A 19,507-nucleotide genomic window follows, 5' to 3' on the forward strand; every position below is an offset into this window, starting at 1 on the left:
CGACGAGCAGCCGACTAGAATCGGGGAAGCAAATTTGTGGCCTGTGTTGGAGTAGCCCAAATGAGCGATACGTCTAGCCTATCGGAACTGGCCCGATTTATCGGCCAGTCCGCACTATCATCAGAAGACGCCGGCGTCCGGCGTCGTGCTGTCAATGCCATCACCTCACGCATTCAGCCAAGCTCACAACGCCGGGGCGTGAGCGAATTGCTGGCCACTGTGCTGGCGTTATCGGCCCGTACCCGGCGCATGATCCTGCCGCCTGTCGCGATCGAACTCGACGTGTTCAGCCCGGCTGGCGGCCGCGCCGTGCGGGTCAGGCTTCCTGCACGGGAACTCTGAGACGCTCTGATCAGGGCGCCATATGCTCAAATCGCGTTGGTTCTGCAGCGGTCTGAGCCAACACTTTGTTCGCAGCAATACGCGCCGCCGTACGGTCGTTAATCGGCAGCCGCAGTGCCTCCACCAGCGCGCGATACTCCTGCCGAGCACTGAGGTGCGACATCGAGGGCAGGCCGCCGAGCATTTCCTCGTCGAGCGGATCGAAAACGGTCATCCCAGTCGGGAACAGCGAGCGGAAGATCACGCGTTCCGCGATCCCCTCAGCCACACGGCAGCCAAGCCGCACGGCAATCTTTTCGATCGCCCCCTGCACAAGCTTGGTCGAGCGGGACGGCAGCATCGAAATGCGGTTTCGGACAATCACCCAGTCAATGGTGCGCCCATCGATCGACAGTCGCTCGGTGCGGGCCCGCTGTACCAGCCGGGCATAGTGGCTCATCTCGCGCGGATCTCCGGTCACCGGATCGAGGTGCGCCATGACGTCGAGATCGATGATCGAATCGTTGAGCGGCGTCACCAGCGTATCGGCGAGCGAGTGCGCCAGCCGCGTCAGGTGCGTATCGAAGCCCGGTGTATCGACGATCAGGAAATCCGCCTCGCCCTCCACCTCGATGATGGCTTGCCGAAACAGGTCGAACTCAAGCTTCTGGTTTTCCTTGATCGAATCCGATCGCGACAGCGGCAGGTGGTAATGAGAGGCATGAGGTACTGCCAGATCGTGGGCCTGAGCCCAGTTGCGGCGGTTCCGGACGTATTGGGTCAGCGTCTGCTGGCGGCTGTCGACGTCGATAGAGGCGACCCTAAAGCCTTGATACATAAGATAGACGGACAGATGGAAAGCGGTCGTCGACTTGCCCGAACCGCCCTTCTCATTGCCCACGACAATGACATGCGTCCCCGTGCTTGCCATTGTTACTCCACCACCCCTTCCCACGCTGATGTCTCGCGGGATTCGGATACGACCTGTTCAAAAAGGAGCATGATGGGATCGCCCCCCCGGTTCAAGTGGCAGAATTGAGCCAACGGGTGACAAGCGTGCGACTGTGTCCCCAGAGCCGCGCTATAGCAGGCCGAGCTTGGCCAGTTCCTCGGCGAGTTCGAGTGAACCCGCTTCGTCAAAGCCGCTACCGCCGATGTCCTGTGGCGCGTCCTTCGGCTCAAGATAGCGCCACCCCTGAAAGGGTGACTTGGGCCGCGGCACCGTGCGCACCAGATCGGGCGCCATGATGATGTCGCAGCACTTCAGGCCCTGCTCGTCCACGGCCTCCGCCAGCCGCAGGATAGGCTGGCGGCACCGCACGACCCCGGAAATCACCCAGTAGATCGAGCCCTGCCCCTCGATCTCGTCCCGGCGCTTGGGCATCGTCCGCGTGCGGTGCACATGCGCGTGCTCGCCATAGTTGGCGCCCCACCAGTGCGCGCGTTCATCACGGTAGGATTCGAGCTCCTCGAGCGTCGCAACGCCCACGCAGAGCTTGATCATATGCATCATGCGCCGACAGCAGTCCCGCTCTTACCCTGGATGACGTCGATCTCATCATGATCGACGACCCAAGGTTCCTGCTTTGCGGCCGCCAGCCACTCCTTGAAGGCCGGCAGGTCGTAGATCGCGTCGACATAATCCTGCGCCGCATCCGAGACCGGCAAGGCATAGGTGCGAATGCGGCTGGCCACGGGGGCATACATAGCATCGACACCCGAGAAGTTCCCGAACAGGAACGGTCCGCCGGAGCGCTGCGTCAGGTCTCCCCAGATCTGCTCGATCCGGCGCAGATCGGCCGCAACGACTTCAAAGTCGACCCGGCCTGGGTGGGAGGCACGCAGATTCATCGGCGCGGTGTCGCGAAGGGCGCCAAATCCTCCGTGCATTTCGGCAGCAGCCGAACGCGCCGCGGCACGTTCGATGCGGTTGGACGGCCAGATGCCTTTCGCGGGGTATTTGTCATGCAGGTACTCGATGATGGCGAGGCTCTCGTGAACGACCGCGTCGCCATCTATCAGCACGGGAACCTTGCCGCTGGGCGATTTCTTGCGGATGATCTCTTTCCACCCCTCGCCGTTCAGCAGCACCTGCTCTTCATCGAACGGAATGCCGAAGTGCTTGAGGACGAGCCACGGGCGGAGCGACCAGCTCGAATAGTTGCGGTTGGCGATGATCAGTTTCATGGGAAGACCTCAAAAGCAAAGGGCGCCGAGTGGCTGCGGCGCCCTTTGAAATCCAAAAATCTCATCGGACATTCGGTCCGAAGTGCGCTCCGGGAGGCTTAGCCCGTAACGACAGAAAACACGAGGGCCATTGCCAGCAGGCAGACGAGTGTCCATGTCACCGTCGGCACTGCGGAACGCCACCACTCAACCTTGGAATGGCTGCGCATTGATGCTCCTTCCGGTCCGTCCTCTTCCGCCGACATCGTCAACTATGACGAAAATGCGACGGTAACCAATCGTTAACCCGACCAACCCGGTCTTGTAAAGCGGCGCAGATGCCACAGTCGGGTTGTGGAAAGAGTGTGGTTAACGACGGCTCAGAACATGCGGAACCAGATCGCGGCGATGCCTAAAAAGGCAAAGAAGCCAACGACATCGGTTACTGTGGTGACAAACACCGAGGAGGCGATGGCAGGGTCGATCTTGAAGCGGTTGAGCGCCAATGGGATCAATATTCCAGCAGTACCCGCCGCAATCATGTTGATGATCATGGCGAGGCCGATGACGACGCCCAGGCCGGGGTTCAGATAGCGGGCGGCCGTCACCGCGCCGATCATTACCGCAAAGATCCCGCCATTCAGCAGCCCGACCGTCATCTCTCTGGCGATCAGCCGGCGCACGCGCCCACGGTCAAGATCGCGGGTAGCGAGGGCGCGCACCGTGATCGTCATGGTCTGGGTGCCGGCATTTCCCCCCATTGAGGCAACCATCGGCATCAAAGCCGCGAGCGCCACCATCTGCTCGATCGTGGCATCAAACAGGGCGATCACCGAGGAGGCGAGAATAGCCGTCAGGAGATTGACGAACAGCCACGGCGCGCGGCTCCGCACCGTGCTCAGCACCTTGTCGGACAGCTCTTCGTCACCCACGCCGCCGAGGCGCTTGATGTCTTCCGTCGCCTCCTCGTGAATGACGTCAACGATGTCGTCGACCGTCAGCACGCCGACGAGGCGCTTGTTTTCATCGATGACGCCGACTTCCACCAAGTCATAGCGCTCAAAATGGCGCGCCGCCTCTTCCTGGTCCTCTGTCGCTTCGACCGTCATAAGGTCGCGGTTCATCAGGTCTTCGATGTGCATCTGGCGCTTGGCGCGCAGAAACTTGTCGAGGGGGATGGTCCCCAGAACCCGGTAGCTCGGGTCAACCACATAGAGCTGGAAGAACTCGTCGGGCAGTTCCTTTTCGCCCCGCAGATAGTCGATGGTCTGGCCGACAGTCCAGAACGGCGGAATGGCGATGAAGTCCGTCTGCATCCGCCGCCCGGCGGATTCTTCAGGAAAATCGAGGCTACGCTTCAGGCTCAGCCGCTCGAAGGCCGGCAATTGCGCAAGGATCTCCTCGCGGTCTCCGACATCGAAATCCTCGAGAATATAGACGGCGTCGTCGCTATCGAGGGTCGACACGCCGCGCGCGATCTCGTCGGTCGGCAGTTCGTCCATCAGGTCGGAACGGACGTTCTCGTCGACCTCGGTCAGCGCCTCGTAGTCGAACTTGTCGCCCAGCATCTGGACGAGCTTCAGGCGTTCGTCGGCTTCCAATGCCTCAAGCACGTCGCCCGCGTCGGCGGCGTGCAGGGGCTCCATCATGTCGGCGACGTCGGGCTCTTCGCCGGCAAGCAGATGCTCGCGCAGGCGTTCGATCCATAGCGGATTCAGGTGATCGTCGGCGTCACGAAACGCGTTTGGATCGAGCCGGGCGTCGCCGCCGTCTGCAATGCTGGATTCTTCGGTCATGGAGACCCCTCAGACTGGCGCTTCGGGTTGTAGGCTGGTGTAGCCAATCGATGTCCGAAGCGCCAGACGTAGCGGCGTTCCGAAGAACGTTTTTGCGTTACCGCACCAGGTCCTATCAGGGGGTCAGATCACTGGGGGGAACCAGCCCATTAATCAAAGATGCGGTTGTCACCGTGTTGGCCAGCAGGCAGGCGATCGTCATCGGCCCCACTCCTCCGGGTACCGGCGTGATCGCAGCGGCGAACTCGGCGGCGCCAGCATAGTCGACATCGCCGACCAACCTGGTTTTGCCCTCACCCTTTTCGGGGGCTGGCACGCGGTTGATACCCACGTCTATGACCGTTGCTCCAGGCTTGATCCAGTCGCCCTTGATCATCTGCGCCCGGCCTACGGCGGCAACCACAATGTCAGCCTGACGCACAACGCTCGCTAGGTCTCGGGTGCGTGAGTGCGCGACGGTCACGGTACAGTTTTCACGTAGCAGCAGTTGCGCCATGGGCTTACCGACCAGATTTGACCGTCCCACGATGACCGCGTTGAGCCCAGCAAGGGATCCCAGCGTGTCGCGCAACAGCATCAGGCAGCCGAGCGGGGTGCACGACACCGGCCCCGGCAGGCCGATCTGTAGCTTGCCGACACTTGCAGGGGTGAAGCAGTCGACGTCCTTGTCCGAGGAGATGGTCGCGATGATCTTGTTGGGACCGATATGATCGGGAACCGGCAGTTGCACCAGGATGCCGTGGATGGCGGGGTCCGCGTTGAGCTTTTCGATCAGTGCCAGCACCTCGGCCTCGGGTGCATCGGCGGGCAGTTCGTATTTTTCCGAGTGCATGCCTACTTCGACCGTCTGCTTGGCCTTGTTGGTCACGTAAACCTGGCTTGCCGGATCGTGGCCGACGATTACTACGGCGAGGCCGGGCGTGATGCCATGCTCGGCCTTGAGGCGTGCGACGTGGCCGGCGATTCTAGCGCGCAGGCCCTCAGCGTAGGCTTTTCCGTCGATGATCTTGGCGGTCATGTCGGCTCCTCGGTTTGGCGTCGCCGATATGGAACAGATCGGCTCAAGTCGCAACCATCAGTAGGGTGCCCGCACCACGATGCCGCGGGTTTCCAGAGCCGTGCGGACGCGGCGCGCAATCTCCACCGCCTCCGCCGTGTCCCCGTGGATGCACAGCGACTGCGCCTCGGTCGCGATGACAGTGCCATCGATGGCGACGATTTCGCTCTTCAGCGCCAGCCGGACTGCCCGCTCGGCAATGGCTTCCGGGTCGTGCAGGACCGCCCCCGGCTCCGCGCGCGGCACCAGCAACCCGTTCGGCAGGTACGCCCGATCGGCATAAGCCTCACGAATGACGGGATAGCCGAAGGCGGACGCGACTTCGACCTGTGCGCTGTGGTCGATGGCAAGCACTGAGAGATCGCGTACGAGGCCCGCAATCGCGGTGAATGCAACCGCGGCTACTGCCGGCTCTTCGGCCGCCATGTTCGCCAGCGCGCCGTGAAGCTTGACGTAGCGAACCGGCACCCCCTCCTCCAGCGCCAGTTCGCAGAACCGGCTGACTTGCCCCCGGACCTGCGCATCGAGTTCCTCGGGCTCCAGCAGCAGGCGCCGGCGGCCAAAGTGTTCAGGATCGGCAAAGCCGGGATGGGCACCAACCGCGACGCCGCGCGCCTTGGCGCCGCGCAGAGCCACCCGCATGGTCGTCTCGTCGCCCGCATGCCCCCCGCAGGCGATCGAGGCGGAAGATACGATCTGCAGCAGCGCGTCATCCGCGCCGATGCCTTCACCTAGGTCTGCGTTGAGGTCGAGAGTCGTCATCCTTTGCCTCCGGACAAGGTCTGCGCATGGGCCACCGTCACCGGCACGAACCTCAGCACGCTGCCCGGGCGCATCTGGGCGAGCCGATCGAGATCGGCGGTGATCACAGTGGCAATGCGGGGGTAGCCGCCCGTAGGCTGGTGGTCGCGCATCAGGATGATGGGCGTACCTTCCCCAAGGATCTGGATATCGCCCGGAACGATCGCATCCGAGACCAGCGACAGCGCTCTCGAGGCGGCAAATATCGCAGTCGGATCTTCGAGCCGAATGCCCATCCGGTCGAGATTGGCCGAGACTTTCAAGGTGCCTGAAATAAAGCTCTCGCGAACCGATTGCGGAAACCGGTCCGCATGCAGCCCCCAGATCACCCGTAGCGGCTCATCTTGCACATGGGCCTTGGCGCTCGGGTGGGCAGACAGCGTCCGAGGCACCTGCGGGCCGAAGCTAAGCCGGCCGTTCGCTGCCAGCGGCCTGCCTTCGAGGCCGCCAAGTCCGGCAATGGAGTTAGTCGCCCGGCTCCCCATCACCATGGGCACGTCGACCTCCCGGTCGAAGCGGAGATATCCGTAGTTGCCAGCCGGACCCGGTGTGATGTCGACGATATCGCTCGTCTTCAGCACCACCCGCAGCGGCCAGCGCTTGGTTGTACCATTGATCCTGATTGAGAAGTCACCGCCGTCACCGGCAATCGCCAGCGGCCCCTGTTCTACCCTGAACGCCAGCCCCGCCTGCGTGAACTCGAGGCCTGTGGACCCTGCCCCACCGAGCCAGTCGCCGGCCCGCCGGAACGCACCGTTATCCATTGGCCCTGATGCACTCACTCCATGAGCAAGCATCCCCGGGCGCCCGGCATCCTGCAGCGTCACCAGCGGTCCCGCCCGCTCTATCCGAATTGTGGGAGTCACCACGCCACCTCGAACTGGATCGCGTCGCCGGCTCGTACGGTTGTGGGCGGCAGGTCACCTGGGGTGAAGTTGCGAAAGGCGGTGTGCCCGATCACATGCCAACCGGTGGGAATGGGTGTCGATGTGATCGCAGTCTGTCCCGCAGCGAACAGTACGGTCCCCGGCGGGACCTGCCGGCGGACTTCGGCGCGGCGCGGCACATGCAGAGGCTTGGGGTGGAACCCGCAATAGAGGAAGCCGGGCGCAAACCCGGTCGCCAGTACCTTCAGCGGCGCCGAGTTGTGCGCTTCGATGAACGCCGCAGCAGTGAGCCCCAGGCTTAGTGCGACCTCTGCGATATCCTCACCATCGAACTGCGCCGGAACCCGATGTTGAGCCGTCTCGCCCGCCAACGTTACCGGCCCCGAGACCAGCAAGCGCACCTCTCCTGCAAGGCGGTCAAAGCTCACGTTCTCCGGCGCGTAGTTGAGCAACACGGACACCAGATTTGCAACTACCTCAGTAACCCCTTGCAGCGCCGCAGCTTCGGCAGTCCGGGCAAAGCTGACCGCCGCGTCGTTGGCCGCCTTCGACAGGCTGTCACCAAAGCGCACGAGTAGTCCGCGATCCCCCAGCGGCACAATCAGCGGTATGATCTCGGTTGCGGACATCCGGCCTCACAGAGTGACGCCATCATCTAGCATCGCTTGATGCGCTGAACAGCGGATTTTGTGTTGGCCGAAGCCTTCCGGATCGGTACGAGACATCCACCCGGAGTTCGCCCCAAGCATGCCGCGCCAAACTCTCATCAGCTATGAAGGCCACGCGATCGTCTCGGTGGACGGCATGATCGCCGAAGCCGACGGCTCGATGCCTTCGGCTCTAAGCAGCGAGGCCGACTGGACGCTCTTCCAGGCAGCGCTGGCTCGATCCGCGCTGGTCGTTCTCGGGCGCATCGGCCATGCCCGCCACCCCAATCCTGGCCGCCGCCGGCTGGTGCTAACCCGCTCGGTACCCGACTTGGTTGCTGATCCCAATGATCCTCTTGCCACCTTCTGGAACCCTGCGGGCATGCAAATCGACCATGTGCTCGCGCATCTAGGGATCGACCAGGGGACGGTGGCAGTGACGGGCGGAACCGGAACTTTCGACCACTTCCTGCCGCTCTATGATCGCTTCGTGCTGTCGGAAGTCCGCGGCCTGTCGCTGCCTGATGGCATCCCCTGCTTTACCAAGGGACATCCCCGTTTCGTGTTGCCGGGCCAAGGCCTCGTGGCGCGGGACATGGAGACCATTGACCGCGGCGTCGTCCAGACGCAGTGGATCCGGCCCCAGCCCCCGTAGGGGCTAGTTCGGCCGCTTCTCCCCGGCCTCGATCCGGAACGGCAGCACGTTCTGCGGTGGCGGCAAGGGGCAGACCGCATGGTCAGTGAACGCACAGGGCGGGTTGAACGCCTTGTTGAAGTCGAGCACGATCGAGTTCTCAGTCAGGTCCTCGCCATAGACAAACCGCGCCGCACCATAGGTTTCGGCTCTCGATGTCAGGTCACGGATGACGAATTGCGGCTTCTCGGCCGTACCGTGCGTCGGCAGCAATTCGTAGCGCACGCCGTCATGGGTGAATGCCGCCAAATGAGTGACCTGCACGGTGGTCGCGACGCCCGCAACGGTATCGATCCCCAGTTCCTCTGGCGCCGCGAGCCGGCTCCATTCGGCCGTGATGCGCCAGTTGGGGTCAGTCGCAAAATAGTCGAGCCCCGGAAAGTTCAGGCGTTCGGGTGCATCGATATCGCGGATACGCAGGGCATTGCGACCGTCCATGGTGGTGACCTCGAAGCGCAGGCTGCCGAACGAGAACTTCGGAGGGCTCGCAGGATTCGGAACCAACGATACCGACGCCTGGGCTGGGTCGGCCGGTTCGAAAAGCACCAGTGCGGGCTCCTGCGTCACGGTGCCGAGATGAGCGGGCCCGGCAGGCAAGATCAGGTCATTGTCGGCGGCCGAGCCGATAGTCACCGACCCGTCGTCAAGCCAGAACCGGCCGATCACGTTCAGCCAGCCGTCCCCTGCCGTCAGGTGCGCGAAGCGCTTGCCATGCCACTCGGTGATGCTCGTCTCGTAGTCAGTGCTCATCTCGACCTGCCAATAGGACCGCCGCTCAGGCGGGCATGCGGGGAACGCTGGCAATCAGCGCTTTGGTATACCGGTGCTGCGGCGCATCGAGGACATCTAGTGTCCGACCGCTTTCGACAATTCGCCCACGTTCGAGAATGACGATATCCTCGCAAAGCGCGGCGACCACCCCCAAATCGTGGGAGACCAGCAACAGGGTCATGTCCTGGGCCAATGCCCGCAGTAGTTCGACGATCGTGACGCGGGTGGAAAGATCGAGCGCACTCACGGCCTCGTCCGCCAGCACAAGCTCCGGCCGGGCGACGATCGCGCGCGCGATGGCAATACGCTGACGCTGTCCACCGGAAAACTCGTGCGGATAGCGCTCCATCGCATCCTCGGTCAGGCCCACCGACAAAAAGGCTTCGCGCACAGCCTCCAGGTGCGGCCGATTGATACGGAGCGACCGCAGCGGCTCAGCGACGATGTCCCTCACCTTCTGTCGCGGGTCGAGCGATGAATAGGGATCCTGGAACACCGCCTGCACCGATCGGCGGTATCCACGCATGAACCGACGATCCGTGGAATCGAGGATCGCGTCGCCAAAACGGATGGTGCCGGCGGTAGGACGTTCCAGCCCCAGCAGCAGGCGCAGCAGCGTGGTCTTGCCTGACCCGGATTCTCCGACGATGCCAAGATTTCGGCCGCGCGCGATGCTCAGCGACACATCATTCAGCACCAGCCGATTACGCGCATAGCCGAAGCTCACATGGTCGAGCTCGAACAGGTTCACCGCGCCCCCCGCAATGCATCGTCGAACGCCCGCGCCGCATGAACGAGGGTCTGGGTGTAAGGGTGCGCCGGATGATGCAAAATCTGGCTGACCGGCCCCTGCTCGACAGCCACGCCCTGGCGCAGCACTGTCACCTCGTCGACCACGCTGCCAACCACAGCTAAGTCGTGACTTATGAACAGCAAAGCCATGCCTAAATCACGCACCAACTCGTCCAGCAGCAGAAGCACTTCGGCCTGCGTCGTGACATCAAGCGCTGTCGTCGGCTCGTCCGCAATCAGCAGTTGAGGGCGGCAAGCCAGCGCCATGGCAATCGCCACGCGCTGCCGCTGTCCGCCGGAAACCTCATGCGGATAGGCCCGCGCGATCCGTTCCGGATTCGGCAGCGCCACGCGCTCCAGCAGTTCGAGCAAATCGCGCTCGACTGTCTGCAGCTCGAGCCCCTGCCGACGATATCGCCGCCGCAACGGCTCCTCGACCTGACGGCCCAGCCGCATCAGCGGGTCCAGCGCCGTCATCGGCTCCTGGAAGATCACGGCACTGCTCACCCCACGCTGCCGCGCGAGGGTCTTTTCACCAGCACCAACAACCTGATGTCCGCCCAACACAATCGAACCACTGACTCGCATGGTGCGTGGCAGGAGCCCCGTAATGGCCAGCGCAGTCAGGGACTTACCCGACCCTGATTCTCCGATGAGTCCCATGCGCCCGCCCGGTGCGACACTGAACGAGAGGTTCGAGACGAGCGGCGACGCGCCAGCGCTGATGGTCAGCCCTTCGACCGAGAGCAGTGTCATCGCCGCCCCCTGCGGGTCGGATCGACGATGTCGCGCAACCCATCCGCGGTCAAATTGATGCCGATCACCAGCAGCAGCAGCGCCAGGCCGGGTGCAATCGCCCCAAATGGCGCCGTATACATAGTGCTCTGCGCCTCCTGCAGCAGACGCCCCCAGGAGGCGTTGGGCGGCGGGGCGCCCAGGCCGAGGTAGGATAACGAGGCCTCGGCAATGGCCGCGAGCCCGAATTGCAGGGCGAAGCTCACCAAAAGCGTCGGCCAGATATTGGGCAGCACGTGGATGAAGACGATCATCGGCCACGACGTGCCGGACGTCCTAGCGGCAGTTATGTAATCCATCCTCAGCACGCGTTTTGCGAGAATACGCGTCAGCCGCCCGACGATGGCAGACAGGGCCAGCCCGAGCGCCAGGATTGCTGACCACAGAGTCGCCGTGTCGCTCGCTGCAACCACCAGCATGGCAAGAAGCAGCGTCGGGAAGGCGATCAGGATGTCGAGCGCGGCGGCAAGCGCGTCATCCAGCCATTTGGTCGCAAACGCCGCCAGAACGCCCAGCGTCACTCCAATGGCTGCGCCGATTGCGACTGCCCCGGCACCGACCATCAGCGCGATGCGCGAGCCGATCATGATCTGGGTGAAGAGATCCCGCCCCAGCCTGTCCGTCCCCACCAAGTGCACCCAGGACGGGGCCTCGAGGCGACCGCCGACGGTGCTAGATGGGTCATATGGTGTCCACACCAGGGTCAGCAACGCCGCGATCACATTGATGCCGACCAGGATGAGTCCGATCCAGAACGTCCAGGAGCGCTTAGGCCACGCAGCGACGCGCTTTGCCAAATCCGTGCCAGGCGCGGTCATGAAGCGCCTCCGGTGCTGCGGTCGCGGAGGCGTGGATCAATCAGTCGTTGGATGACGTCGGCCGCAAAACCGATCAGCAGCACCAACAGCGTCGAGGTGAACAGCACCCCCTGTACATTGGGATAGTCGCGTTGCGAGATGGCGAGCAACAGCATCGACCCAAGCCCGGGCAACGCGAACACCTTCTCGACGACCACGGCGCCGAGAAAGGTAGATGCCAACTCGATCCCGAGAATGGAAATCACCGGAACGGCGCCGTTGCGAATACCGTGGCGCACTAGGGCCTCAAGGTGTCCAGAGCCCAGTGCGCGCGCCGTCCGGAGGTAGTCGCTGTCAAGCACGTCCTGGGTTGCGGAACGGACATAACGCAACACCGACGATGCCATGACGATGCCCACCGTGAGCACCGGGAGCGCCAGATCTCGCAGCGCATCCATTGGATCGGCCCAGCCCTGCCGCGGAAAGCCGCCCGAGGGAAAGAGCTTGAGGTTGATGGCGAAGACCGTGACGAGAAGGATGCCTACCCAGAATACAGGGATGGCGATCCCAAGCTGAGAGACCGTGGAGATCACCACTCCATACCAGCGGTCGGCGCGCACCGCTGCCACGATGCCCAACGGCACGGCAAGAACAAGGGCGAGGGTAAAGGCCAGCAGGGTCAGCGGCACTGTCACAGTCAGCCGATCGAGGATTTCACCAGCCACCGGCGCCTTGCTGACGAACGAGTTGCCGAGCTCGAATCGAGCCATGCTGCTGACGAAACTTATGAACTGGCTGGCCAGCGGCAGGTCTGACCCGACCTGCTGTCGCGCAGCCGCGATCTGCTCTGGAGTGGCCCCTACCCCAACCAGCGCATTGGCAGGGTCCCCGGGCAAGAGACGGAGCAGGACGAAGAGCACCACGGCCGCAAACAGCAGCGATATCAGGAGGATGACGAGCCGACGAAGGATGTAGCGAAGAATATGCGGATCCTTTCGTCGGCTCGCCAGAGCTTACTTTGCAGCTTTTACGATGTTGGCCGCATAGAACTGCGAGTTCAGGCCATTGACCGGATAGCCCGAGACATTTGAGGCCGAGACCACGATCTGCGGATAGAGATACAGCCAGCCGCTCGCTGCGTCTTCAGCGATCAGCTTGTTGGCTTCCGTCAGCTTGGCGTTCTGGTCATCAATCGTTGCAGCCGATTCAGACTGCTTGATCAGGTTCACCACCTGCGGGTTGTTGTAGCCCCAGTAGAAGTCCGGGTTACCGTAGAACACGATATCGCGGTGGTTCACGTGTTCCTGCAGCGTCGCCTGGAAATCCTTGGCCTGATAGACTTTTGTGTACCATTCATTGGCAGTGATGATCTTGATGTCGACCGTCACACCAACCTTGGCCAACTCGCTCTTCAGGAATTCCGCGACGACCGGATGCGGATCGTAGTCGGGCGTGTCGAGCGTGAAGGTGAAGCCATTGGCGAAGCCAGCCTCGGCCAACAGCGCCTTAGCGCTCTCGGGGTCATATGGGTCTACGCTCGTCAGGTCGACGTACCAGGGATCGGTCGGCGGCACGAACGAGCCGATCAGCGTGCCATAGTCACCCCAGATCGACTGCAGCAGCTTCTTCTTGTCCACGGAGCGCGCGATCGCCTTGCGCACCTTGAGGTTGTCGAACGGCGCCACGCGGTCGTTGAAGGCCAGTACTTCCTTGGTCGTCGACTGGCCGTTGGTGACAGTGAAGCCGGCATTGTCCTTGAACTGGCTCAGGGCATCAGGGCTCTGGACCGAAGTGATGATATCGACAGCACCTGTGAGGAGCGCGTTGTTGAGCGCGGTAGCGTCGGTGAAATAGTTGAACACCACACTGCCATTGGTCGGGGCGGCGCCCCAGTACTTGGGGGCGAGGTCGAGCGCCAGCGACGAGCCGCGGCGCCATTCGCCCAGCTTGTAGGGGCCGGTACCGTCTTCTGCGTCAGTCAGGCTCTTGGCTGCGTCGTTGACGATCCAGACGTAGCTCAAGTTGTAGGGAAGCGAGATCGAGCGCTCGGACAGCGTAATCACAACGGTCTGGTCATCCGGCGTTTCGATCTTGGTGATCGTGGAGAGGCTCTTCTTGCGCGAGCTCTTGGACGTCTCGGCCGTGACGCGTTCAATGCTGTACTTGACGTCGGCGGCGGTCAACGGGTCGCCGGAATGGAAGGTGACGCCGGGCTGCAGCTTGAAAGTGTAGACCAGGCCGTCGTCGCTTACCGTGTAGTCAGCGGCGAGACCCTTCTCAACCGTGCCTTTGTCGGTCAGCGTGAACAACGCCTCGTAGACGTTGCCGTTGAAGGCTTCGTTGATGCCCTGCCCGGCGCCCGCCGTATTGTCGAGGTTCTGCGGCTCGTAGAGCGATCCGATTTCGATGACGGCGGTCGCCTGCGCCAGCACGGCCGGGCTCACCGCCAGCATGGCCACCATCGCTGCGGAAGCAACAAGCGCGCGAGTGCCGAACTGGCGGCGAGTAAGTCCGCCGATCAAATTGAATTTCGTCATTTATAGCTCCTGGTACATGAGCTTCCTGGGCGCTCTACCGGGCATCGAGCCCTACACCACCCCTGCGAAGCGGCACAACAGATATCCGGCGTGCAGGGCAAAGCCCACTCACAAGCGGGCGCGCACATTCCAAATTGGGGAGGAAACGCGAAACCGATAGCTTCAATCCTAGCCGCTTTTGATAAACCCGTTCTGGCTACTCGTTTTCAACTCTTCTCGGCTTGCGGCCGGCCACATAACGACCCATTTCCGCCCTCGGCTTTACCCCTCGAAACCGAATATGAAAGCATCCTGATGGTCACTCTAGTAACCCGTCCCACCGCGGTTAAGGCCACTCTGCCAAAAGCGGAGCAAGGCTCTGTATTGGCTAAATCCGGGGCGGGCGCACAACTCGCCAACCTTGCCAGCGATGCAGGATTTACGCCGCTCGAATTTATGGATGCGGCGCTTTCCGGTTGCCTCGTGCTAAGCGTTCGCATCGCCGCCCGCAAGTTCGGCTGGGTAGACCGGCTGGACACGGTCGAAGTCGAAGTCTATCACGAAAAGGCGCACGACTTGCCCTCGCGTGTGGCGGCGTTCGACTGCAGCTTCCAGATTGCGGGTGATTTTTCCGCTGAGGAACGCGCTGAGTTGATCGCCGAGGCGCACCGCATCTGCACGGTCGGCAATACCTTCGAGCAAGGCGCCACAGTGCGTGATGTCACGCCGGGAGCGGACCACTGATGCCCAATATCGAGCAGCTCGACTACGCCGCAGCTACTTCAGAGCAACAGGCTGCCTATGACGAAGAACTGCGTCTGCGCGGCCGCATGACCAACATGAAGCGCACCCTGCTGCACTCGCCAGCGGCACTCCGCGTCTATGGCGAGTGGTTCACGTTGCGCGACGAACTGCGTCCGGTCCTTGGCGATCGCGCGATCTGGCTCTTCTGCCATGCGATCTGTGTTGCATCCGGCAGTCCCGTCGGGACCGGCTTCATGCGCCGCGCCCTGATCGAAGGCGGGGATAACCCGGATGTGCTGAAACTCAATCCGACAGAGACCTTGCTGGTCGCAGTGGCGACCGCTCTGGCGAATGATCCACGCTCTATCGGCGAGGACAACTGGCGCGCACTCCGGGCACTCTACCCTGCCAAGACCCTGGTCGATCTGATCGCCTTCGCGGGCCAGATGGTGGCGACAAACGTCTTCACAGACGCGGTAGGGACCACCATCGATCCGGAACTTCAGAAGTACCTGTAGCAACAGGCAATGGCGGGCAGGGAGGGATTCGAACCCCCGGAACGCTTTCACGTTCGCCGGTTTTCAAGACCGGAGCAATCAACCGCTCTGCCACCTGCCCGACTGCCCGCATTTAGCTGCTAGGACGGAGGAGAGCAAGGGCGACATCGGCCCCTGCCCCATGCTCCGTCCCCGGAGCGCCTAACCTCAGCTAGTCTCGTGCCCGATCACGTCTTCCTTCTGGGTGCGGACTTTGGCCGCGCGTGAGCACGTGCTGCCGAGGTCGACTTGGGCTTCGCCTTCGATGGCGAGATCGCCTCGGCGGCCATGTTGGCTGGAACGGTCGCTGCTGCGGCTTCGTGCAGGGCCTGCGGGGAGGAGCCCTGCCGAGCGGCACGGCGCTGCTTGGAGATAATGTTGATGGCCTCAACCAGGACTGAGAAGCCCATCGCTGCGTAGATGTAGCCCTTTTCGATATGGAATCCGAGGCCGTCGGCGGCGAGCGACACGCCGATCATCAGCAGGAACGCCAGCGCAAGCATCTTGGTCGTCGGGTGCTTGGCAACAAAGCTGGCGATGGGGCCAGAGGCGATGAACATCAGCCCGACCGCGACGATCACTGCCGCAATCATCACCTCGACGTGCTGTGCCATGCCGACGGCGGTGATGATCGAATCCACAGAGAACACCATGTCGATAATGATGATCTGAACGATGATCGCAGAAAACGCGGCGCCTGCCGTCTTGCTCAGAGACGGCTCGTGCGGCTCCTCGATCTCGGCATGCATCTCGTGGGTGGCCTTGTAGATGAGGAACAAGCCGCCCGCGATCAGGATGATGTCTTTCCACGAAAAGCCATGCTCAAACAGCGTGATGACGGTGGTGTCGAGCGCAATAATCCAGCTCAGTACCAGTAGCAGTGCAATCCGGAAGATCAGCGCCAGCGCCAGACCAAGGCGACGCGCGCGGTCGGCCTGCTCAGCGGGGAGTTTTGAGACCAGGACGGAGATGAAGACAATATTGTCGATGCCGAGCACAACCTCCATGACGGTCAGGGTGGCAAACGCAACCCAGACACTGGGATCGGAGAGTAAGCTGAGCATCGGCATCGTCCTCGTCACAAAGGGAGGGGTATATTTAGGGTGCAGCGGCCCGGCATGGAAGGGCAAGAAAGAGGCTTGATACGAGTGAGGTTTTTTACCGCACCCCCGCCTCGTTGGCATGAACCAGTCGTCCGTCGGCTGGCCGCACTGCCCCGCACCTGCTAGAATCGGCACTTGCAAAGTGGATTGCTTCCCATGGACTCCTTTTCTCCCGTTCCCGCGCTGGCAGGTGGCCTGCTTATTGGCCTGGCCTCGGCATTGCTGTGGTTGGGCAACGGCCGGATCGCCGGTATCTCTGGTATCTTCGGCCAGTTGCTCCCGTCATCTCGTGACGCAATCTGGAGGTTGGTCTTTCTGGCTTCCCTGGTTGTTGGCGCCTTGGGCGCGTCGTGGCTGTTTCCGGCGCTCGGCGTTGGTGGGGCAAGCGGCAAGCCGGCTGAGTTGGCGGGCCCACCCAGCGCGTGGGGGATCAATCCGATCTTGTGGATCGCTGTTGCGGGTGTCCTGACGGGGCTCGGAACGCGGATTGGCAATGGCTGTACGTCGGGCCATGGGGTGTGCGGTATCGCACGGCTATCGCCGCGATCCTTCGTGGCAGTGGGCATCTTTTTCGGTGTTGCCATTCTGACCGTCGCAGTCACGGGAATTGTCTGAGATGAGCACTTCAAGCCGCCTACCCTATCTTGCCGTTTCGGCCGCTTCTGGGCTCCTGTTCGGCGCCGGGCTCTACATTTCGCAGATGGTCGATCCGCTCAAGGTCCTGCGTTTCCTCGATTTCGGCGCGATCCCGACTGGTGGGTGGGATCCGAGCCTGGCGTTTGTAATTGTGCCCGCGATCGCGGTGATGTTTGCGGCGGTCCGCCTGGGACGCCGGCGTGCTGCTCCAGCGTTCGAGGTTCGGTTTCATGAGCCGGCCTACAAGAAGATCGATGCGCCGCTGGTGATCGGCTCGGCGCTGTTTGGCGTCGGCTGGGGCATGTCTGGCATTTGTCCCGGACCGGCGATCGCGCTGATTGCCTTCTGGCCGAGCAATATCTTAGTGTTTCTCCTCGCCCTGTTTGTCGGCTCTTACGCGGGCGGTCTGTTTACCAACAGCAGCCATTCCCGTCGGCTGGCCCTGGCGCGGTGATCGGCATGACGGAAGCAATCGTCGTTGGCGGTGGGCTGGCTGGGATCGCAGCTGCGGTGGCGGTGGCACAGGCGGGCCTCCAGACTCTACACGTTGCCCCGAAGGGTGCGCCCGACCGGCGCACTTCGGCACTGATGCTGCCCAGCGTGGCATACCTCGAGGCGGCTGGGCTCATCGGCGATCCGGCAGACCTCGGGACGGCGCTGACCCAGATCAGAATCATCGACGCGACTGGTCGACTGATCCGCTCACCTGAAACCCTGTTCGACAGCAGTGAAGCCGGTCTGCCCGCCTTTGGCTGGAACTTCGCAAATGTGCGCCTGCTCGCGGAGTTCGAGGCGGCGAAGGCGAAGCTTGGGAACATCGAAACGGTGGATTCGACGGTTGTCGATATCGAGCGGGTCGCGGACGGTTGGCGCCTCAGCCTTGGGAATGGCGACACCTGCACCGCTCCATTCCTGGTTGGGTCAGACGGCAAGAAGTCGTTCATCCGCTCGGCTGCCGGGTTTCGGTCCCGCGAATCCGGGTTCACCCAGGCTGCGCTGGTCGCGGATCTGGAGCTTGCCCGCCCACTCGTCGGCGCCTCGGTGGAGTTCCATTATCCTCAGGGCCCGTTCACCCTCGTTCCTGCAGGAGGAACGCGGGCTAATCTCGTCTGGATCGATGATCGTGAGGCGCTGAGAGCGCTGCAGGCGGAGGGGTCTGACGCGCTCAGGGCCGCTGTTCTCAGCAAGTCCCAGCACCTGTTCGGGGACATCAGGCTCCTGACACCAGCGCACATGTTCCTGCTCTCGACGCTCAGCGTTCCAGAGGCTGGCCACGACGGCGTAGTGCTGGCCGGAGAGGCTGCACATGCGTTCCCGCCGATCGGAGCGCAGGGTCTCAACCTTGGGCTACGCGATGTGGCGGACCTCGCGGCGGCCCTCAAGGAGACGAACCGTTCCGAGGCCGATTGGGCGAGGAAGGCCAGCGAGAGATATTCGCAGCGGCGCGCCGCTGATCTCGTGCGAACCGGTGGGGTGGTCGATACGCTGTTCCGCTCGCTGCTGAGCGACCTGCTGCCGGCGCAGGCGGCACGGGCGGGCGGGCTTTGGGCCCTCAAGCTCCTGCCGCCGCTGCGCAAGCAGGCTTTCGGGCTGGGAATGGGCAGTAGGTAAGAAAAAGGGCGCCAACCGGCGCCCTTCACGTTTCCAATCAATATCTTCCGCTTATTGCGGGGCAGCGGGCGCCGAGGTGGCGCCATCAGCCGGCGTGCCAGCGTCGAGCTGCTTGCGCAGTTCCTCGGCGCGGTCCTGGAGCTGCTTTTCGAGGGCGGTTGGGCCCGTGGCGCTCTGCTTGTTGAATTCGTCAAAGGTCATGGCCGCATCACCATCATAGACGGTGGTGAACCCTGCCAGATTGATCTCGATGACGAGGTCCTTGTTCTGACGGTTCTTGGCAACGAGCTTGAGCACGCCGCCCTTCTTTAGGCTGGCCACATAGGCTTCGTTGATCACAAGCTGTGTGGCGCAGGAGGTCGGATCGCACAGCATGAAGGGCACGCGAATCGGCTTGCCGCCATCGATCTGCCAAGTCAGGCCGAACGGTAGCAGAACCCCAAGGGGAACGGCCGCAACGGCCAGCAGGCGGCTCTCCTGGCCGGGATCGTCGCGCAGGAGGAACGAGCCAAGGAACTGGTTATTGGCGACGACGACCTGGCGCATGATGCAAGCTTTCTTGCCATCAGCCAGCGGATCACAAACCTTCAGCCAGTTCTTGGTCGGATCTACAGGAGCCGCAGGAGCGGCCGCGGGGGCGGCAGCAGCATCTGCCGGCGCGGCCGGAGCGGCAGCATCCTGCGCAAGTGCGCCGAATGACGGCAGCATCAGCGCGGCGACCGCAAAACCGGCGACTACGAGCTTCTTGAGGGACATCGACATTCCTTGTGGTTTCCTAACCAGCGGCGACTCTTGTGGCCACCCTGAATTCCCGCGCTCTTCAAGGCACGAAATCGG

At 62.6% G+C, this 19,507-nt stretch carries 23 protein-coding genes and 1 tRNA gene; 7 read left to right on the forward strand and 17 right to left on the reverse strand.

All coding sequences use genetic code 11. From position 1 onward, the window contains the following. Nucleotides 1-60: 60 nt before the first annotated feature. Nucleotides 61-342, forward strand: coding sequence for a hypothetical protein (locus tag ACO06J_RS07360; protein WP_421760055.1), 282 nt, complete (start codon nucleotides 61-63; stop codon nucleotides 340-342). Nucleotides 343-352: 10 nt separating this feature from the next. Here the strand turns inward: ACO06J_RS07360 and ACO06J_RS07365 are convergent, their stop codons facing one another. The 8 genes from ACO06J_RS07365 to ACO06J_RS07400 all read right to left on the reverse strand — a co-directional run bounded on the left by ACO06J_RS07365 (nucleotide 353) and on the right by ACO06J_RS07400 (nucleotide 7,657). Continuing rightward, nucleotides 353-1,252: a division plane positioning ATPase MipZ gene (locus tag ACO06J_RS07365; RefSeq protein WP_421760056.1), complete on the reverse strand. Its 900-nt coding sequence runs from the start codon at nucleotides 1,250-1,252 to the stop codon at nucleotides 353-355. A 150-nt stretch (nucleotides 1,253-1,402) separates the two neighbouring features. After that, nucleotides 1,403-1,834, reverse strand: a complete 432-nt coding sequence (locus tag ACO06J_RS07370) for a DUF1489 family protein (protein WP_421760057.1) — start codon at nucleotides 1,832-1,834, stop codon at nucleotides 1,403-1,405. Next, nucleotides 1,831-2,508 (reverse strand): glutathione S-transferase N-terminal domain-containing protein, encoded by a 678-nt coding sequence (locus ACO06J_RS07375; RefSeq protein WP_421760058.1) that lies wholly within the window; start codon nucleotides 2,506-2,508, stop codon nucleotides 1,831-1,833. The genes ACO06J_RS07370 and ACO06J_RS07375 overlap by 4 nt, the downstream gene beginning before the upstream one ends. A gap of 359 nt (nucleotides 2,509-2,867) precedes the next feature. Then, a complete protein-coding gene (gene mgtE / locus ACO06J_RS07380) occupies nucleotides 2,868-4,283 on the reverse strand; it encodes a magnesium transporter (RefSeq protein WP_421760059.1) in 1,416 nt (471 codons plus the stop codon). Between the two features lie 115 nt (nucleotides 4,284-4,398). Then, nucleotides 4,399-5,301, reverse strand: a complete 903-nt coding sequence (locus tag ACO06J_RS07385) for a bifunctional methylenetetrahydrofolate dehydrogenase/methenyltetrahydrofolate cyclohydrolase (RefSeq protein ID WP_421760060.1) — start codon at nucleotides 5,299-5,301, stop codon at nucleotides 4,399-4,401. A 57-nt stretch (nucleotides 5,302-5,358) separates the two neighbouring features. After that, nucleotides 5,359-6,102 (reverse strand): 5-oxoprolinase subunit PxpA, encoded by a 744-nt coding sequence (locus tag ACO06J_RS07390; RefSeq protein WP_421760061.1) that lies wholly within the window; start codon nucleotides 6,100-6,102, stop codon nucleotides 5,359-5,361. Further along, a complete protein-coding gene (locus ACO06J_RS07395) occupies nucleotides 6,099-6,938 on the reverse strand; it encodes a biotin-dependent carboxyltransferase family protein (RefSeq protein WP_421762464.1) in 840 nt (279 codons plus the stop codon). Before ACO06J_RS07395 ends, ACO06J_RS07390 begins: the two co-directional genes overlap by 4 nt. A gap of 65 nt (nucleotides 6,939-7,003) precedes the next feature. After that, nucleotides 7,004-7,657, reverse strand: coding sequence for a 5-oxoprolinase subunit B family protein (locus ACO06J_RS07400; protein ID WP_421760062.1), 654 nt, complete (start codon nucleotides 7,655-7,657; stop codon nucleotides 7,004-7,006). A gap of 118 nt (nucleotides 7,658-7,775) precedes the next feature. On the opposite strand from ACO06J_RS07400, the gene ACO06J_RS07405 reads away from it, so the two are divergent. After that, nucleotides 7,776-8,330, forward strand: a complete 555-nt coding sequence (locus ACO06J_RS07405; RefSeq protein WP_421760064.1) for a dihydrofolate reductase — start codon at nucleotides 7,776-7,778, stop codon at nucleotides 8,328-8,330. 3 nt (nucleotides 8,331-8,333) lie between these two features. Here ACO06J_RS07405 and ACO06J_RS07410 read toward each other — a convergent pair whose 3' ends face one another. From ACO06J_RS07410 to ACO06J_RS07435, 6 genes are read right to left on the reverse strand one after another with little or no spacing between them, the layout of a single operon-like run. Next, entirely contained in the window at nucleotides 8,334-9,119 is a 786-nt protein-coding gene (locus ACO06J_RS07410) for a DUF1684 domain-containing protein (protein WP_421760065.1), read from the reverse strand. Between the two features lie 25 nt (nucleotides 9,120-9,144). Beyond that, a complete protein-coding gene (locus ACO06J_RS07415) occupies nucleotides 9,145-9,891 on the reverse strand; it encodes an ABC transporter ATP-binding protein (RefSeq protein ID WP_421760066.1) in 747 nt (248 codons plus the stop codon). Next, nucleotides 9,888-10,688, reverse strand: coding sequence for an ATP-binding cassette domain-containing protein (locus ACO06J_RS07420; RefSeq protein ID WP_421760067.1), 801 nt, complete (start codon nucleotides 10,686-10,688; stop codon nucleotides 9,888-9,890). The genes ACO06J_RS07415 and ACO06J_RS07420 overlap by 4 nt, the downstream gene beginning before the upstream one ends. Next, nucleotides 10,685-11,545 (reverse strand): ABC transporter permease, encoded by an 861-nt coding sequence (locus ACO06J_RS07425; protein ID WP_421760068.1) that lies wholly within the window; start codon nucleotides 11,543-11,545, stop codon nucleotides 10,685-10,687. The genes ACO06J_RS07420 and ACO06J_RS07425 overlap by 4 nt, the downstream gene beginning before the upstream one ends. Further along, the gene (locus ACO06J_RS07430; RefSeq protein ID WP_421762465.1) at nucleotides 11,542-12,495 is read right to left on the reverse strand and encodes an ABC transporter permease; all 954 of its coding nucleotides are present in this window, start codon (nucleotides 12,493-12,495) and stop codon (nucleotides 11,542-11,544) included. Before ACO06J_RS07430 ends, ACO06J_RS07425 begins: the two co-directional genes overlap by 4 nt. 42 nt (nucleotides 12,496-12,537) lie before the next feature. Next, nucleotides 12,538-14,061 (reverse strand): ABC transporter substrate-binding protein, encoded by a 1,524-nt coding sequence (locus tag ACO06J_RS07435; RefSeq protein ID WP_421760069.1) that lies wholly within the window; start codon nucleotides 14,059-14,061, stop codon nucleotides 12,538-12,540. A gap of 90 nt (nucleotides 14,062-14,151) precedes the next feature. On the opposite strand from ACO06J_RS07435, the gene ACO06J_RS07440 reads away from it, so the two are divergent. Both ACO06J_RS07440 and ACO06J_RS07445 read left to right on the forward strand, forming a co-directional pair. Further along, a complete protein-coding gene (locus ACO06J_RS07440; RefSeq protein ID WP_421760070.1) occupies nucleotides 14,152-14,784 on the forward strand; it encodes an OsmC family protein in 633 nt (210 codons plus the stop codon). Next, nucleotides 14,784-15,302: a hypothetical protein gene (locus ACO06J_RS07445; protein ID WP_421760071.1), complete on the forward strand. Its 519-nt coding sequence runs from the start codon at nucleotides 14,784-14,786 to the stop codon at nucleotides 15,300-15,302. Before ACO06J_RS07440 ends, ACO06J_RS07445 begins: the two co-directional genes overlap by 1 nt. A 10-nt stretch (nucleotides 15,303-15,312) precedes the next feature. Here the strand turns inward: ACO06J_RS07445 and ACO06J_RS07450 are convergent. Next, nucleotides 15,313-15,402, reverse strand: a tRNA-Ser gene (locus ACO06J_RS07450). Between the two features lie 106 nt (nucleotides 15,403-15,508). Next, the gene (locus ACO06J_RS07455; protein ID WP_421760072.1) at nucleotides 15,509-16,384 is read right to left on the reverse strand and encodes a TerC family protein; all 876 of its coding nucleotides are present in this window, start codon (nucleotides 16,382-16,384) and stop codon (nucleotides 15,509-15,511) included. A gap of 195 nt (nucleotides 16,385-16,579) precedes the next feature. On the opposite strand from ACO06J_RS07455, the gene ACO06J_RS07460 reads away from it, so the two are divergent. The 3 genes from ACO06J_RS07460 to ACO06J_RS07470 are packed head-to-tail and all read left to right on the forward strand — an operon-like array spanning nucleotide 16,580 to nucleotide 18,670. Beyond that, nucleotides 16,580-17,038 (forward strand): YeeE/YedE family protein, encoded by a 459-nt coding sequence (locus ACO06J_RS07460; RefSeq protein ID WP_421760073.1) that lies wholly within the window; start codon nucleotides 16,580-16,582, stop codon nucleotides 17,036-17,038. A 1-nt stretch (nucleotide 17,039) separates the two neighbouring features. Further along, on the forward strand, nucleotides 17,040-17,513 hold the full coding sequence (locus ACO06J_RS07465) for a DUF6691 family protein (protein ID WP_421760074.1): 474 nt from the start codon (nucleotides 17,040-17,042) through the stop codon (nucleotides 17,511-17,513). Nucleotides 17,514-17,518: 5 nt separating this feature from the next. Beyond that, nucleotides 17,519-18,670, forward strand: a complete 1,152-nt coding sequence (locus tag ACO06J_RS07470) for an FAD-dependent monooxygenase (protein WP_421760075.1) — start codon at nucleotides 17,519-17,521, stop codon at nucleotides 18,668-18,670. A 51-nt stretch (nucleotides 18,671-18,721) separates the two neighbouring features. Here ACO06J_RS07470 and ACO06J_RS07475 read toward each other — a convergent pair whose 3' ends face one another. Next, nucleotides 18,722-19,426, reverse strand: a complete 705-nt coding sequence (locus ACO06J_RS07475) for an invasion associated locus B family protein (protein ID WP_421760076.1) — start codon at nucleotides 19,424-19,426, stop codon at nucleotides 18,722-18,724. Nucleotides 19,427-19,507: the final 81 nt, after the last annotated feature.

This window comes from Devosia sp., from assembly GCF_965229025.1.
Lineage (GTDB): Bacteria > Pseudomonadota > Alphaproteobacteria > Rhizobiales > Devosiaceae > Devosia_A.